The following is a 14,940-nucleotide window of genomic DNA, read 5'->3' as shown; positions in this document are numbered from 1 at the left end:
CGTGTTGGCCGGTTTCTGAGGCCTCCGGCGTAGGATTTACCAGGAACGTCAGCGCGGCCGCCACCCCGGAATCCACCCCCAAGGAAGGCGCTGCCCCCGTGAAGATGCTTGCTGAAATGTTCAGCATTGCCCCCGGCAACAAAGACCACCACCCGGCCATCAGGTGCGCCGTCGGCGTCTTTGTCCCCCTGATCACCCTGGTGCTGCTGGGCAGGCTGGACCTGGCGATCTTCGCGTCGTTCGGAGCCTTCACTGGAATCTACGGCCGCGGCGAGCCGCACGCCGTCCGCTTCATGCTGCAGCTGCGGGCCGGGCTGCTGATGCTGCTGGTCATCTTCCTGGCCGCCCTCGCGGCCCGGTTGGGTCCTGCCCTGGGCCTGGATACCTCCGCGCACACATGGCTGCTGGTCCTGGCCACCACCGTGGTGGCGGGCGCCTGCTCGGTGGCGATTTCCTGGCTCCGGCTGCGCCCGGCAGGCTCCCTCTTCCACATTTTCGCGTTCGCTGCCATCGCCTCCATTCCCAACCAGCCGCCGCTGTGGGAAGGCATGCTGGTTGCGGTCCTTACCACCATGTTCGCGTTGTTCGTCGGCTTCTCGTCAAGGATCCTTCCCAGCCACCGCACCCCCTGGACCAGGCCTCCCCGCATCCGTCGCACCCCCGCTGAGAAGCGGACGGCGTGGCTTGAAGGCTTCGGCTACCTGGTGGCGGCGGGCCTGGCCGGGTCGTTGGCCACGTGGGCAGGAAGCCAGCTCGGCTTCGGCCACAACTACTGGGCCATGGTGGCCGCCGTGGTTCCCCTCGTGGGCCACAGCACCAGGCACCGGGTGCGCCGGGGCATCCAAAGGATCATCGGGACCGTGCTGGGCCTGCTGGTCCTGGCTGCCGTCCTGCTGGTGGGGCTGCAGCCCTGGCAGACGGTGCTGGTCATGGCGCTCTGCCAGTTCGGCGCCGAGCTGTTCATTATCCGCCAGTACCTTTTGGCCCAGGTGTTCGTCACGCCCCTGGCGCTGGTGTCCACGCTCCTGGTGGTCCCCGCCTCAGCCTCCATCCTGTTGCGCGACCGCATCGTCGAGACCGTCATTGGCGCCGCCGTCGGCATCGTGGTGGTGCTGGCCCCCGGGGCGTGGCGCCGGCTGCGGGCCGGTGCGGAAAGGGCCGGGACGCCGGCCTGACCGGCTCCCGCTGCGGTCCGCCGCCCGGCCGCGGTACGCTGGACTTCCCGTTCAACGGAAGGCGGCGGCAGTGGCGAACTCAACTTCGGGCGATTCGGTAGTGGACCGGATTGTGCGTCTGATCTCCGCCTTCCCGCAGGACGTTGCCGACCTCCGGTTGTCGGAGCTCGCCGAGCGTGCAGGCCTCCCACTGACGACGGCGCACCGGCTGGTGGGCCAACTGGCCGGCCACGGGCTGCTGGAGACCGCCCCCGGCGGTATCGTCCGCCCGGGCCTCCGGCTGTGGGAACTGGTGAACCGCGCCTCGCCTGCCCTGGCGCTGCGCCAGGCGGCCATGCCGTTCATGGAGGACATCCAGCAGGTCCTGAACCAGAACGTGAACCTGGCTGTACTGGACGGCTGGGAGGCGCTGTTCGTGGAACGCCTCTCCCGCCGCGGGTCGGTGGCCAACCGGGCCCAGGTGGCCGGCAGGATGCCCATCCACATATCGTCCGCCGGACTGGCGCTCATGGCCCACCAGGACAGGACCCTCCAACATGAATACCTCGCCCAGTTCCAGGATCCCTACGGCAAGCTGGTTGCCGACGACGTCCGTACGCTGCTCGCCGATACCTCGCGGCAGGGCTTCGCCCAACTCAAAGGCGTGGTTGATCCGGACACGTGGGGCATCGCCGTGCCCGTCCTGAACCGCCGCCAGCGCGCGGTGGCATCCCTCGGCGTCGTGGTTCCCCTGCGGGAAATGCGGCTGCAGGCGCTGGTTCCGGCGCTGCAGACGGCTGCCCGCGGGATTGCGAGGGGCCTGGCCGAGGCCTGAGCAACGGTCCCGGAGCTGCCCCGGAATCCGTTGAACGGAATTCCTGTAACGCCGGTCACCCGCCCTGCTGCACACTGAAAGCCAGGCATCCATCCGCCCCTCCCGGGCCCGCAACGAAGCGAGACGCAGCCATGGCACGAAAAGTCATTACCACCCAGGTAGCCATCATGGGAGGCGGCCCGGCGGGCTTGATGCTCTCCCATTTGCTGGCCAAGGCCGGCATCGAGTCCACGGTGGTCGAGATCCGCAGCCACGAGGAAATCTCCCACACTGTCCGTGCCGGCATCCTGGAGCACGGAACCGTCAACCTGCTGGTGGACAGCGGCGTCTCCGACCGGGTGCTGCGCGAGGGCGACCGGCACGATGGCATCGAACTGCGGTTCAACGGCGAGAGCCACCGCATCGACTTCAAGGACCTCGTGGGCGAGTCCGTCTGGCTGTACCCGCAGACGGACGTCTTCCTGGACCTCGCCGCGCGGAGGAAGGACGACGGCGGCGACGTCCGCTACAGCGTCACCGACACCACTGTCCACGACCTGGAAGGCAGCCCGAAAGTCCGGTTTACCGACTCCGAAGGCGTTGAGTTCGAGATCCAGGCGGATTTCCTGGTGGGTGCCGACGGCTCCCGCAGCCACTGCCGGTTCCAGATCCCGGAAGCCCACCGCAAGTGGTACTTCCACGAGTACCCCTTCGCCTGGTTCGGCATCCTGGCCGAGGCCCCGCGCAGCTCCGATGAACTGATCTACGCCAACTCGGCCAACGGATTCGCCCTGATCAGCCAGCGTACGGAGACAGTCCAGCGGATGTATTTCCAATGCGACCCCAAGGAGAACGTGGCGGAATGGGACGACGAGAGGATCTGGGCCGAATTCCGGAGCCGTGTCAACGGCAACGGCTTCGAGCTCAAGGAAGGCCCTGTCCTGGAAAAAATGGTGCTGCCCTTCCGCAGCTTCGTCCACACTCCCATGCGCCACGGCAACCTGTTCCTGGCCGGGGATGCTGCGCACACCGTGCCGCCTACCGGTGCCAAGGGCCTGAACCTGGCCATCAATGACGTCAAGTTCCTTTTCGAGGGGCTGGACAGCCACTACAACTCCGGTTCGGACCGGCTCCTCGAGACCTACAGCGACCGTGCCTTGGACCGGGTGTGGAAGGCCCAGCAGTTCTCGTACTGGATGACCACCATGCTGCACACCCCTGCCGACGCGGACGATTTCTCCCGTGCCCGCCAGCTCGGCGAACTGAACTCCGTGGTCTCCTCCCGCCACGGCAAGGCCTACCTGGCTGAGGCGTACACGGGCTGGCCAGCTTCGGCCTAAAGATGCCGGGAACGTACGACGGCGGCCGGCCGGGCAGCGTTCAATTGCCCACCAGCCGCCGGACGGCGGCCGCGATGGCGGCAGCGTCGGGCTGCTCGTCCCGCCTGACGGTGAGCAGGTGAAGCAGCACCCCGTCGCCGTAGTCGGCCACGTCCCGGGCCCGGGCCTGCGAATCCGGGACACCCAGCGCGGCCAGCGCATGTTCCAGGCCGCCCACCAGCTGGAAGTGGCCCGCCGTTACGGACTCCGGTTTGTCCAGGGAAAGTGCCAGCCGGGCCCGGGTCAGGCCGGCATGCCGGCCGGCAAGCATTACCACCATGGAGGCGAGCTGGCTTGCCAGTTCACCCGCATCCTTCGGCGGACCAGCAGGTCCCTGCTCCCGGAGGAGCGCGGCGTCCAGTTCAAGCAGGCGGTCCAGTACGGCGTCAACCAGGGCAGCGCGGTTGCGGTAGTAGTTGGACGTAGTGCCTTCCGACAGGCCCGCGGCGGTGTCCACGGCCCGGTGGGTGAGGCCCTTCATGCCCTTGTCCGCCACTACGGCCAGGGCGGCGTCGAGCAATAGGGTGCGTCGGTCCGGCATGGATCCAGTGTAAGTGGACCCCTTCCCGGCCACTACAAAAGTAGTAAACTGGTAGGCATGGAAACGATCACGATCGTTGGCGGCGGCATCGCCGGCCTGGCCCTGGCAGCAGCCCTGGACCCCAGCCGCTTCCACGTGGCGGTGTACGAGAAACGGCCGGAACTGCCCACCGTCGGCAACGCCCTCGGGATGTGGCCTAACGCCCAACGCGCCCTGGCCCGGTTGGGGATCCTGGACCAGGCTCGGGCCGTCAGCCCGGTGCTGGGCAGCGGGTCGGTCCGCAATGCACAGGGTGAACCGTGGTTCACCGTCGAGGCGGGGGAGATGTTCGGCATCTCCCGGATCGACCTGATCCGGCTGCTGGATGGCGCCGTGCCCGCCACCGTCCTCCGCGTCACCGACACCGTGCAGTCGGTCCCCGCGGACGGCAGCCTGGTAGTGGGCGCCGACGGTGTCCACAGCATGGTTCGCCGTGCGGGATGGGGCAGCGCCACGGAGGCCCGGCTCACGCCCTACCTCGCCCTCCGCGGTACCCTCCCGACGCCGGTCGCCCCGGACGAGGTGGGCGAGTACTGGGGCCGCGGCGACCTGTTCGGCATGGCCGCCGCCCGGGGCGGGTCCTTTTGGTACGCCAGCTACCGGTCCGGACTGGGCCCCTATGGAATCGATGTTCCATTGGCCCTGGAACAGGCTCGGGCACGCTTTGCCGGCCATGCACCTGCCATCCGTCGAACCCTGGCAGCAGCCACGCCGGAGGAATGCCTGGCCCAGCGCCTGTGGACGGTTCCACGCCTGCGCTCCTACGTCACGGGCCGGACGGTGCTTATCGGCGATGCCGCGCACGGCATGCTGCCCACCCTTGGCCGCGGTGCGTGCGAATCCCTGGTGGACGCGGTGACACTGGCAGACCTGCTTAACACGCTTCCCGAAGACCAAGCACTGCGTGCCTACAACCGGCAGCGGAGACTCCGCACCCGCGCCGTGAGCGTGGCCTCCTCGGCGCTCGGACGTGTCGCGCTGGCAGACCGTGCCCAGCCGCTGCGTGACCGCCTGCTCAACCTGGCCCGGCGGCGGAACACACGGACCGCCGTCGGCAGCGGTTCGGGGCGGTAGTCAACGGACGGCGGCGGCCGGGCGCGTGGCGTCGTCCTCACCCGGTGCCTGTGCGCCGGAAAGTCCGGCGCCGGAGGCCTGCTGGCCGGCCGGCGCTGCGGGCAGCCGCTTCCTGCCCTTCCGCCGCCCGGACCTGCCGTACACCAGATACATCGTCACGCCGGTGATCACCATGAGGAGCACCGTGTAAACGAAAGTGTTCGCGATCCCCTCCGTGCCTTCTGCCCCGTCGGTGTTGGCTTTGATCACCAGGCCCAGCGGCTGCACCAGCGGATGGGCCAGGAAGATCGCGGTGTCGTAGTCGTCCAGCAGGCTGTTGAAGTTCAGGGCCGTGATGGCTGCAGCTGCCGGAAGTACCAGCGGCAGGAGGATCCGGCGGAAGACATACAGCGTCTTGGCGCCCATGATGGCGGCGGCCTCCTCCAGGGAAGAGTTCACTGCCGCAAAGGACGCCTTGAGCATCCGGAGCGTGAACGGGATCTTCACCGTGACGAAGGCGATGAGCAGGATCACCGTTGTCCCGGTGAGGACGGCGCCCCCACCAGGGGATTGGGATGGTCGTAGCTGACAATCAGGCCCAGGGCCAGCAGTGCCGACGGCAGGATCCACGGAATGTGCAGCAGGTATTCAAATGTTGAGGACAGCCAGTTTTTGTACTTTTGCAGCAGCCGGGCCACAAAGAGCAGGCCGCCGACGGCGATGACCGCAGCCAGGGCGCTGTACACCACACTGACGATGAACGGCCGGAGCCCGGATTGCTGCGTGAGGACGCGGACATAGTTGTCGAGGGTCAGGTTGGAAAGCGAGAGCTGTCCGGTCTGGATGGCTGCGCCATCGGCAAATGAATAAAGCACGATCAGCACCACGGGCAGCGTGTAGACGGCAAAAAGGAGATAGGCCACGGCGTGCACGGCCACGTTGGCCACGGGGTGGGCAATGTCCTGCTTCTGCAGCTCGGAGGACACCTTTGACACCGAAAAGTAGGTGCCGCCCTTCTCCAGCCGGGACATCACTGCGAGCATCACCATGGTGGCCAGGCCAAGGATCACGGCCAGCAGCGCGGCCAGGTCGCGCGAAGTGGGGCTGTTGGTGAAGGTCAGGATCATCGGTGTGATGGTCTGGAACTCGCGGCCGCCCAGCACCTGTGGGGCGCTGAGGGCGCCCAGGCCGGTGAGGAAGGACAGGATGGTGACAGCGAACAGCGTGGGTTTAAGCATCGGCAGGACGATGCGGCGCAGGATGGTCCATGTGGAGGCACCAAGGTTCCGCGCGGCCTCGATGGTCTGGTAGTCGATGCCTTTGAGGGCGTTGGCAACGAACAGCATGTGGTTAGTGGTGGTGGCAAAGGTCATGACTGCCAGCACGGCCAAGAACCCGGAAAACCAGCCGGGGTCCATTCCGGGAAAAATCCGGACCAGCAGCGACGTGACAATGCCCCTGTCCCCGTAGATGAATTTGTACCCCGCCGCCAGCACGATGCCGCCATAGATGAACGTGGACGCGTAGCCGAGGAACAGGATCCTCGAGCCGCGGATCCGAAAGTAATGCGTTACCAGGACGATGAAGACGCCCACCAGGTTCACGGTGACGGACAGCGCCACGGCCAGCAGGAAGCTGTTGCCCAGTGCCTTCATGGCCCGCTGGGAGGAAAACAGCTTCTCCGCGGCGCGGCCCGAAAAGCTGCCGTCGGGGAAGAAGGTGGCGATCAGGATGTTGACGTTGGGCCACACCAGGAATGCGGCGATGAACCAGGTGAGGATGACCCCCACCACCAGGACGAACGGGGAGCGGGCCATGCTGCGCACCGGGCTGTTGACGCTCATTTCAGGGCAACCGCCGGGTCCTGTGCCAGTGCGGCGCCGGTTCCCGGATGGTACTGGAGGACATGCCCGGGCTGGACGTAGACCGTCGTGGCCGTGCCGGCCCCAGGGTGGGCGGCGCCGTCTTCACGGACCAGGAGGCGGATGTCCGCGCCATGGCTGCGGACCACATAGCGGCTGTGCAGGCCGTGGTACGTCCGGGAAACCACGGTGGCGGGAAGCCCGACGGCGGTCCCTCCGTCCGAGGGCCGGTCCAGGGAGGCTTTTTCAACGCGCAGGTAGGACCTGGCATCCGTACTGAGGCCGGCCCCGGAGAGCCGGTTGACCTCCGCCACGAAGTCCGGCGTCAGGGCTGAGCTGTCACCGATGAAGTTGCAGACAAACTCCGTAGCAGCATGGTCGTAGATGTCCTGGGGCGTCCCAACCTGTTCAACCACCCCCTTGTTGAAGACCGCCACCCGGTCACTCATGGCAAGGGCCTCGTCCTGGTCGTGGGTGACGTACACGGTGGTGATGCCGAACTCGCTCTGCAGGTCCTTGAGCTGCTGGCGCAACTGGTGGCGGAGCTTGGCATCGAGGTTGGACAGCGGCTCGTCCAGCAGCAGGATCTTGGGCCGCAGCACCAGGGCGCGGGCCACGGCCACGCGCTGCTGCTGGCCGCCGGACAGCTCGGCCACGTTCTTGGCCAGCTGCTCGTCGCTGAGGTCCACGCGCCGCGCAATGTCCCGCACAAGGCGGTCGCTGTCGGCAGGTTTTTCCTTCCGGACCCGGAGCCCGAAGGCGATGTTCTCCCATACGCTCATGCTCGGGAACAGGGCATAGTTCTGGAACACCATGCCCACCTGACGCTTGTCGCTCGGAAGGCGGGTCACGTCCTTCCCGTCCACCCGGACCGTCCCCCTGGCCGGCTGGATGAAGCCGGCCAGGGTGCGCAGCGCCGTCGTCTTCCCACAGCCGGAGGGCCCCAGGAGGGTGAAAAACTCACCCGGCTGGACATGCAGGTCCAAGTGCGGAATGGCGGTGAAATCGCCAAAAGTAACTTCGATGTCTTCCAAGCGGATCATGGCAACCCTGTCTGATGGAACGCGGAAACGGCGGCTGGCAGGACGGGCTACGTCATGTATTCGAGTTCGATCTTCTCCACCCAGGCGCCCATGTTCTTCTGAACGAAGTTCCAGTCGATGTCCTGCTGCTTCAGGCCGGCGAAAAAGTCCACCACCTCCGGGTTGGCTTTCGCCTGGGCGCTTTTGTTGACGGGCATGGAATTGAACTTCTGGGCGAACTCGCCCTGCACGTCCGCGCTGCCGAACCAGTCGATGAACTTCTGCGCCTGCTCCTTTTTCTTGGTGCCTTTCACCAGGGCTATCTGCTCCACGGCAAGCGGGACCCCCACGGAGGGAATGACCGTGTCCACGTTCACTTTGAAGGACTTTTCGCGGTCGGCAATGATCGAGGACGGCATCTGGCCCATGTCCACCTCGCCGGACGCGATGCGGGCAAACAGGTCGGTCTTGGCCACTGCGGGGCTGCCGTTCTTGAAGTACTGCTCAACCTGCTTCCACCCGTCGTCGGAAATCCCAAGATCGCCCGAGTCATCCCGGTAACGCGAAAGGATGCCGGCGAAAACCAGCTGCGCCGTTGCGGTGCCCAGGCCGGTGACCCGCTCATAGCGGCTCTTGAACTCGTCCTTGGACCACAGGTCCGTCCAGTCCTTCGGTGCGGCGTCCTTGGAGATCTTGTCCGAGTTGTAGCCCAGAAGGATGGCCTGCTTCACCAGGGGCCAGTACGTCTCCCCGTCGCCCAGGCCCTTGTCCACCTCGCCCGCCCACGCGGGCTGGTACGCCTCCAGCGCGCCCTCGTTCTTGACCTGGGAGAAGTACATGTTGTTCAGGCCGAACGCGACGTCGGCGATGGGGTTGTTCTTCTCGGCAATGAGCTTGTTGGTGGCATCGGCGCCTCCGGCCCCCACGATCTCGATCTTGAATCCAGCCTCGGCCGCCTTGGCGGCCAACCAGTCGCCCCGGCCCTCCCCGTTGGAGTTGGTGTAGATCACCAAGGTGTCCCCCGACGCTCCCGCGGAAGCTCCGGAGGCTTCACCGGTGGAGGCCGGCGGGGTGGAGCCCCCGCCGCAACCGGCGAGGAGGGTGGCGGCAACGGCGGCGGCAACCAAAGTCTGCAATTTACGCACGATCAGGACTCATTTCTGGACTGGAATCAGAGCATGTCCGCACAGCCTATAGCCGGGCATGACAAAAACCGGGCTGTTATAGCTATCGATTCGATAAACAGCCCGGCTTCTCACTTTGGACCTGTCGGGAAAACGGCTGGGGCCCCCGGCGTGAACCGGCGGGAAACGTTTCAGTCCTGGTCGGGGGTTCCGCCGAGGTGGTGGGTGGGGATTCGGTCCCGGTCGTAGGTGATCTCCGTGTAGCCGTGCGGTTCCGGCTTTCCGTCCCGGCCCAGGTTCACGAAGACGATCTCCTCGATGGTGAGGATGCTCTGCCTGGTGATCATGTTGCGGACCTCGGCGCGCATGGTCAGTGAGGTCCGGCCGAACCGGGTTGCCGTCAGGCCCATCTCGATGAGGTCACCCTGGACCGCGGAGCTGACAAAGTTGATTTCAGAGATGTACTTGGTGACCGCGCGGCCGTTCCCCAATTGGAGGATGGCGTAGATGGCGGCTTCTTCGTCGATCCACTTCAGCAGGCTGCCGCCGAAAAGGGTTCCGTTGGCGTTGAGGTCCTCCGGCCGGACCCATTTGCGGGTCCGGAAGGTGATGTCTGCTGCTTCCATACGGCCGAGGTTAGCTGATGCCGCCCGCCACAGTCCCAGTGTGACGGCTTCCCGGGTCGGCCGGACGCTAGGCCATGGCCGTCTGGGCGGCGCTGTGGGCGTTGATGCGTTTGGCATAGCAGTACGAGTGCTCCACGCCCGTGTAGGGCCCAAAGTTCGGGATCGGCTCGAAACCTGAATTTTCGTAGAAGTTCCGGCCGTCCGGTTGTGCCGACCCGGCCTCGGCCTTGATCCTGGTTATGCCCTGGCTGAAGGCCTCCGCCTCCAGGGCCGCGAGGATGGAGCTGGCCACCCCGGAGCCACGGGTGTACGGCAGCACGTAGAGCCGCTTGATTTCGGCCGTCGTTCCGTCCAGGAGCCGGAGCCCGCCGCAACCCACCGGTTGCCCCGAGCCTTTGTCGTACGCCACCAGGAAGACGGCGCAGTCAGCGCCCGACGGCGGCGGCCCAGGCTCATGGTCGGGCCGGCCGAAGCGGGCGTCGAGTTCTGCCTGCTGCGCGCGGCGAAGGTCCGCGCCCACGGGGTTGGACCAGGAGACCTGCCGAATGTTGAGCCTGGGGTTGGTCTGCATATCTGCCTCGATTCGCCGGAGGGGTATGCCTGACAAGGCTAGGTGGGGCGAGTTACGCAGGTGTTTCCAAGGGGTTAGCACCCGGATAACCCCCCAAGCGACCATAAAGTAGATTACTTGGCAGTCTAGTTACCAGTTGGTCTAAAATGATGTCATGGTTTCTATGGGCAACGAGGGATCCGGCTACTGGTACGGACCTGACGGGCAACTGGACTACAGTGCGGCGGTGCTGAAGGCCCTGCGCGACTACCGCGCGGCCGAAACCGAGATTCGCCGAAGCACCAGGGACTCCATGGGCATGGGCGAAACGGACATCCTCGCCCTGCGGTACCTGCTGCGGGTCCAGGCATCGGGGAAGCAGGTTGTCCCCAAGGACCTTAGCCGGTTCCTCAATATTACTAGCGCTTCCACCACATCGCTCATCGACCGCCTGGTGGCCAGTGGGCACGTTCGCCGCGAGGCGCACCCTTCCGACCGCCGTTCGGTGGTGGTGGTTCCCACCGTGGAGTCGGACAAGGAGGTCCGGGAGACGCTCGGCGCGATGCACCGCCGCATGATGGCAGTTGCGGAAGGCCTGAGCGCCGAAGAGGCGCGGATCGTGGTCGATTTCCTGCAGCGCATGACCGATTCACTTCAGCTCCGGGAAGAAGAATTAAAAGTTCACTAGCCTGACTAGCTAGTTCACCTAGTTATATGTAAGCTTACGATTGTTCCCGAAGTTGCTTCCCAACGGAGTCGTGAGTGTGTTGGTCTCTTACACCGAAGTTTCACCGCGTAAACCCGCCATGGGCGTGACCATTCCGGATGCCCGCACGGACCTGACGCGGTCCACCCTGGACGGCACCACAGCGCCGCCGGGACACACCGCCGTCCACTGCGGTACGCCGATGCAGCTGGTGACGCCGGCACTTGGGTGGCAGCGTGCCAGCTACACCTTTGCCCCAACTGCCCCCGGGGACAGCGAGCTTCCGCCCGTGTGGCGTTGCGCCTGCGGGTTCCAGCTTGACGCCTGTAGCGCCGGACCCCGCGTGGCACGTCGTTCCGCTGACCTCTCCGCATGAGCGCCAACGGGACGGCAGCTGCGGCGCCGCCGCATTCGTTGCTGAACAGCGGGGCGGCGCCCCTTGCCGGCCGGTACCAGTTGAGGGAACGCCTTGGCCGGGGATCCGCGGCCGAAGTATTTCGCGCGGTGGACCTGGAGGGCGGCCCGGACGTTGCGGTGAAGATCGCGACGGCCGGCGGCCGGAAGCAGCACCAGCGGATCCGGAATGAGGCTGCCGTCCTGGCCCGCTTCAGCCATCCATCCATCGTGAGCCTGGTGGACCAGGGCGTGGTGGCAGGCAGCGGTTCCCGTGCCGGGCGCCCGTACCTCGTGGAGGAACTGGCCCTGGGCGCCAGCCTTGCCGAGGTCATCCGCGCGGACCCCCCTGGGTCCGGTGATGTGGCACTGTGGGCCCGGGGCCTCTTCGGTGCACTCGCCCACCTGCATGCCGGCGGGCTGGTGCACCGCGACGTCAAACCCGCGAACCTGATGCTCAGCGGCCTGCGGAGAAGTCCAGTCCGGATCATCGATTTCGGCATTGCCGCCGCCACCGGTTCGGCGCCCGAGCCCGGAATTTCGTCCGGGACAGTGCACTATATGAGTCCCGAGCAGGCATCCGGCGGCACCGTTGCGCCGTCCTGGGACGTGTACTCCACGGGGCTTGTCCTGCTGGAGCTCCTCACCGGCAACAAGGCCTTTCCGGGCACCGCCATTGAATCCCTGGTGGCCCGGACCCTTCGGTCCCCCGACGTCCCGGAGTACCTCGGGGGCTGGGTCCCCCTGCTGCGGTCCCTGACGGCCATGGACCCCGGGGAACGGCCGACGGCGGCAGATGCCGCGGTGATGGCAGCGCAGCTGATTCCCGGGGTCCCGTCAGCCCGCCGCGGCATACCGGCCGTGCGCAGCCGGGCGGACGTGGGCCCATGTCCCGCCGCGCGGGCGCTGCCCCACCGGCGCCACCGGCAGCAGGCCTAGGGGGCGGCTGCGTCCCGGCCCGTCGGGTCCCCGGCGGCGGGGTCCGCCAGGGCGAGGCCGCCCACCGGGCTGCCTTCCCAGTGGATCAGCTTCCAGCCGGTGTCCGGGTCACCCTCCAGCGCCACAATGCCGGTATTGGCCAGCACGTGCCTGGCGGCGAATTCGTGGTCGATGCCGTCGGCCCGGAGCCCGGCCCAGGTCCTGATGGCCGCACCATGGCTCACCACTGCCACTGTGTTGTGCTGCCCGGATGCCCTGTCGACCACCCTGGCGATGGCGGCGTCGAACCGGTCGAAGAACGCGTGGCCGTCGGGTCCTGCGGGCATGCGGTTGTCCAGTTCACCTGCAGCCCAGGAAATGACCGTTCCCATGTACCGCTTATGCGACTCGTGGTCCGTGAGCTTCTCCAGTGCTCCCGCCTCGATCTCGTGCAGCCCCTCCAGCACCGTGGTTTCCAGGCCCCGGAGCCTGCCCAGGGGTGCCGCGGTGATCTGGGTGCGGATCAAGGTTGACGCGTACAGGGCGCCGATGGGTTCGTTGACCAGGGACCGCGCCATCGCCTCTGCCTGCCGTTCGCCCAGTTCGGTGAGGCCCGGTCCCGGGTGGTCGGTGTCCAGCTGGCCCAGCACATTTCCCGGGGTTTCGCCGTGGCGGATCAGGAGCAACTTCATGACTCCAGTTTCCCATCCCGCCGCAGTGCTGCCGAAACGCCTGCATCCGGGCCCGGGAGGCACGCCCTGCCTGGACAAACGAAAGGCGCCGGACCCTCCCGGGCCCGGCGCCGTCGTCGTACGTTCCTGCCTTGCGGGGCTTACTTCAGGTGGTCCACCAGCTGGTCCGCGATACCCGTGTATTTGCCGGGCGTGAGGGCCAGGAGGCGGGCCTCAGCCTCGGGGGAGAGGCCCAGGCCCTGCACGAACTCCTGCATGCGCGCAGCGTCCACGCGCTGGCCGCGGGTGAGGTCCTTGAGGCGCTCGTAGGGGTTTTCCATGCCCTCGACGCCGGCAATCGCCTCGGCGCGCATGACCATCTGGATGGCCTCGCCCAGGACCTCCCAGTTGGTGTCCAGGTCCGCTGCCAGGACGTCTTCGGCGACATCCAGGCGCTCCAGGCCCTTGGCAACGTTGGAGATGGCCAGGAGGGAGTGCCCGAATGCGACGCCGATGTTGCGCTGGCTGGAGGAATCGGTGAGGTCGCGCTGCCAGCGGGAGGTCACCAGGGTGGAGCCCAGGACATCGAGCAGTCCGGAGGAGATCTCCAGGTTTGCCTCGGCGTTTTCGAAGCGGATGGGGTTGACCTTGTGCGGCATGGTGGAGGAACCCGTGGCACCGGCCACCGGGATCTGGGCAAAGTAGCCGATGGAGATGTAGCTCCAGATGTCGGTGCAGACGTTGTGCAGGATGCGGTTGAAGCGGGCAACGTCGGCGTAGAGCTCAGCCTGCCAGTCGTGGCTTTCGATCTGCGTGGTGAGCGGGTTCCAGGTAAGGCCCAGCCCCTCCACGAAGGATTCGGAAACCTGCTGCCAGTCGGCGCCGGGGACGGAGGCCACGTGGGCGGCGTAGGTGCCGGTGGCCCCGTTGATCTTGCCCAGGTATTCGGTCTTGGCGATCCGGTCCAGCTGGCGGGTCAGGCGGTGCGCGATGACGGCCAGTTCCTTGCCCAGGGTGGTGGGGGTGGCCGGCTGCCCGTGGGTGCGGGACAGCATGGGAACTGCGCGGTTCTCCTCCGCCATGGTGCTGATTTGCGCCACGAGCTTGCGGGCAGCGGGGAGCCACACGTCCTCCACGGCACCCTTCACGCCGAGGGCGTAGGACAGGTTGTTGATGTCCTCGGAGGTGCAGCCGAAGTGGACCATGGCGGTCAGGTTTTCGATGCCGATGGCGGGGAGGCGGCGGCCGATGTAGTACTCCACGGCCTTCACATCGTGCACGGTCACGGCTTCGATTTCAGCCAGTTCGGCGACGGACGCGGCGTCGAATTCAGTGACGATGGCTCGGAGCTGGTCCTGCTGCTCCGGGCTCAGGGGACCGGCGCCGGGAAGGACGTTGTTGCTGGTCAGGTGGATGAGCCATTCCACTTCGACCGCCACGCGGTCCCGGTTCAGGGCGGCCTCGGACAGGTAGTCAACGAGGGGCGCGACGGCGGACTGGTAACGGCCGTCCAGGGGTCCAAGCGCGATCTTTTCCGATGACGCGGCGAGGGCCAGGCGTCCTGAGGGCGTACGGGTATCAGCTGTGGCGGCAGTTTCAGGCATGTGCTGATTCTTTCATGAAGTCCGGGGCCGCCTTAAGCGTGGTCGTCCACGTTACTTGTCCACATAGCCGACGGCGGCGCTTACGGGGGCGGGGCCGCGTGCCTAGCGTTGGGAGCAGCAGGGTTGGGACGGATTATCCGGCCGGGGAGGCTGGGTCGGAAAGCAGGGGGACGGTCCGATGGACGGGAGCTGGGACAGCCGGCAGCAGCTGGATGCCACGCTGATGTCGGTCGCGGGCCGCCTTGAAACCTGCAGCGCCAAGGTCGAACAGGTACTTGGCGGATTCCATGACATTCAGCTGCTCGACTGGCAATCTCCGGCCGGGCGCGCTTACCGGGATGCTGTCACTCTCCAGGCCTCCAGCCTGCGCCGCGCCCTCGACCGTCTGCAGGAGGCGCGGCTCGCGGTAGCACGGCGGGCCCAGGAAGACACCGGGGTGCCAATCGCCACGTCCGGCTGGCCAGGATGAGCACCGCGGCTCCAC

Annotated in this window: 14 protein-coding genes and 1 pseudogene; 7 read left to right on the top strand and 8 right to left on the bottom strand. The window is 66.6% G+C overall.

Translation table 11 applies throughout. The features are described 5' to 3' along the window. Positions 1–98 precede the first annotated feature (98 nt). The 3 genes from NIBR502770_RS17380 (at position 99) to NIBR502770_RS17370 (ending at position 3,308) form a co-directional block, all read left to right on the top strand. On the top strand, positions 99–1,175 hold the full coding sequence (locus NIBR502770_RS17380) for an FUSC family protein (protein ID WP_141183482.1): 1,077 nt from the start codon (positions 99–101) through the stop codon (positions 1,173–1,175). A 70-nt stretch (positions 1,176–1,245) separates the two neighbouring features. Then, positions 1,246–1,989: an IclR family transcriptional regulator gene (locus tag NIBR502770_RS17375; RefSeq protein ID WP_141182780.1), complete on the top strand. Its 744-nt coding sequence runs from the start codon at positions 1,246–1,248 to the stop codon at positions 1,987–1,989. Positions 1,990–2,120: 131 nt separating this feature from the next. Then, complete coding sequence (locus tag NIBR502770_RS17370) at positions 2,121–3,308, top strand: 4-hydroxybenzoate 3-monooxygenase (RefSeq protein WP_141182779.1); 1,188 nt, start codon at positions 2,121–2,123, stop codon at positions 3,306–3,308. A gap of 40 nt (positions 3,309–3,348) precedes the next feature. Here NIBR502770_RS17370 and NIBR502770_RS17365 read toward each other — a convergent pair whose 3' ends face one another. Further along, the gene (locus NIBR502770_RS17365; RefSeq protein WP_141182778.1) at positions 3,349–3,888 is read right to left on the bottom strand and encodes a TetR/AcrR family transcriptional regulator; all 540 of its coding nucleotides are present in this window, start codon (positions 3,886–3,888) and stop codon (positions 3,349–3,351) included. Positions 3,889–3,945: 57 nt separating this feature from the next. Between NIBR502770_RS17365 and NIBR502770_RS17360 the strand changes: the two genes are divergently transcribed. Continuing rightward, entirely contained in the window at positions 3,946–5,001 is a 1,056-nt protein-coding gene (locus NIBR502770_RS17360; RefSeq protein WP_141182777.1) for an FAD-dependent monooxygenase, read from the top strand. On the opposite strand, the pseudogene NIBR502770_RS17355 reads toward NIBR502770_RS17360, so the two are convergent. The 5 genes and pseudogenes from NIBR502770_RS17355 to NIBR502770_RS17335 all read right to left on the bottom strand — a co-directional run bounded on the left by NIBR502770_RS17355 (position 5,002) and on the right by NIBR502770_RS17335 (position 10,185). After that, positions 5,002–6,824, bottom strand: a pseudogene (locus NIBR502770_RS17355) (ABC transporter permease). Further along, a complete protein-coding gene (locus NIBR502770_RS17350; RefSeq protein WP_141182776.1) occupies positions 6,821–7,885 on the bottom strand; it encodes an ABC transporter ATP-binding protein in 1,065 nt (354 codons plus the stop codon). The pseudogene NIBR502770_RS17355 and the gene NIBR502770_RS17350 overlap by 4 nt, the downstream one beginning before the upstream one ends. A gap of 47 nt (positions 7,886–7,932) precedes the next feature. After that, positions 7,933–9,009 carry an extracellular solute-binding protein gene (locus NIBR502770_RS17345; RefSeq protein ID WP_141182775.1) on the bottom strand — a complete coding sequence of 359 codons (1,077 nt, stop codon included), beginning with the start codon at positions 9,007–9,009 and terminating at the stop codon, positions 7,933–7,935. Between the two features lie 170 nt (positions 9,010–9,179). After that, entirely contained in the window at positions 9,180–9,614 is a 435-nt protein-coding gene (locus NIBR502770_RS17340; protein WP_141158919.1) for an acyl-CoA thioesterase, read from the bottom strand. A 67-nt stretch (positions 9,615–9,681) separates the two neighbouring features. Continuing rightward, positions 9,682–10,185: a GNAT family N-acetyltransferase gene (locus NIBR502770_RS17335; protein WP_141158920.1), complete on the bottom strand. Its 504-nt coding sequence runs from the start codon at positions 10,183–10,185 to the stop codon at positions 9,682–9,684. A gap of 154 nt (positions 10,186–10,339) precedes the next feature. Between NIBR502770_RS17335 and NIBR502770_RS17330 the strand changes: the two genes are divergently transcribed. Continuing rightward, on the top strand, positions 10,340–10,852 hold the full coding sequence (locus tag NIBR502770_RS17330; protein WP_141182774.1) for a MarR family winged helix-turn-helix transcriptional regulator: 513 nt from the start codon (positions 10,340–10,342) through the stop codon (positions 10,850–10,852). A 390-nt stretch (positions 10,853–11,242) separates the two neighbouring features. Then, positions 11,243–12,202, top strand: coding sequence for a serine/threonine-protein kinase (locus tag NIBR502770_RS17320; protein WP_141182773.1), 960 nt, complete (start codon positions 11,243–11,245; stop codon positions 12,200–12,202). Here NIBR502770_RS17320 and NIBR502770_RS17315 read toward each other — a convergent pair. Beyond that, positions 12,199–12,873, bottom strand: a complete 675-nt coding sequence (locus tag NIBR502770_RS17315) for a histidine phosphatase family protein (protein WP_141158924.1) — start codon at positions 12,871–12,873, stop codon at positions 12,199–12,201. The genes NIBR502770_RS17320 and NIBR502770_RS17315 overlap by 4 nt on opposite strands. 140 nt (positions 12,874–13,013) lie before the next feature. After that, positions 13,014–14,456 carry an adenylosuccinate lyase gene (gene purB, locus NIBR502770_RS17310; protein WP_141182772.1) on the bottom strand — a complete coding sequence of 481 codons (1,443 nt, stop codon included), beginning with the start codon at positions 14,454–14,456 and terminating at the stop codon, positions 13,014–13,016. 178 nt (positions 14,457–14,634) lie between these two features. Between purB and NIBR502770_RS17305 the strand changes: the two genes are divergently transcribed. Continuing rightward, complete coding sequence (locus NIBR502770_RS17305; RefSeq protein WP_141182771.1) at positions 14,635–14,925, top strand: hypothetical protein; 291 nt, start codon at positions 14,635–14,637, stop codon at positions 14,923–14,925. Positions 14,926–14,940 lie beyond the last annotated feature (15 nt).

Source organism: Pseudarthrobacter sp. NIBRBAC000502770 (assembly GCF_006517815.1).
Taxonomy (GTDB): domain Bacteria; phylum Actinomycetota; class Actinomycetes; order Actinomycetales; family Micrococcaceae; genus Arthrobacter; species Arthrobacter niigatensis.
Note: the sequence above shows the minus strand (reverse complement) of the source record. Positions and strands in the feature narration are given on the sequence as shown.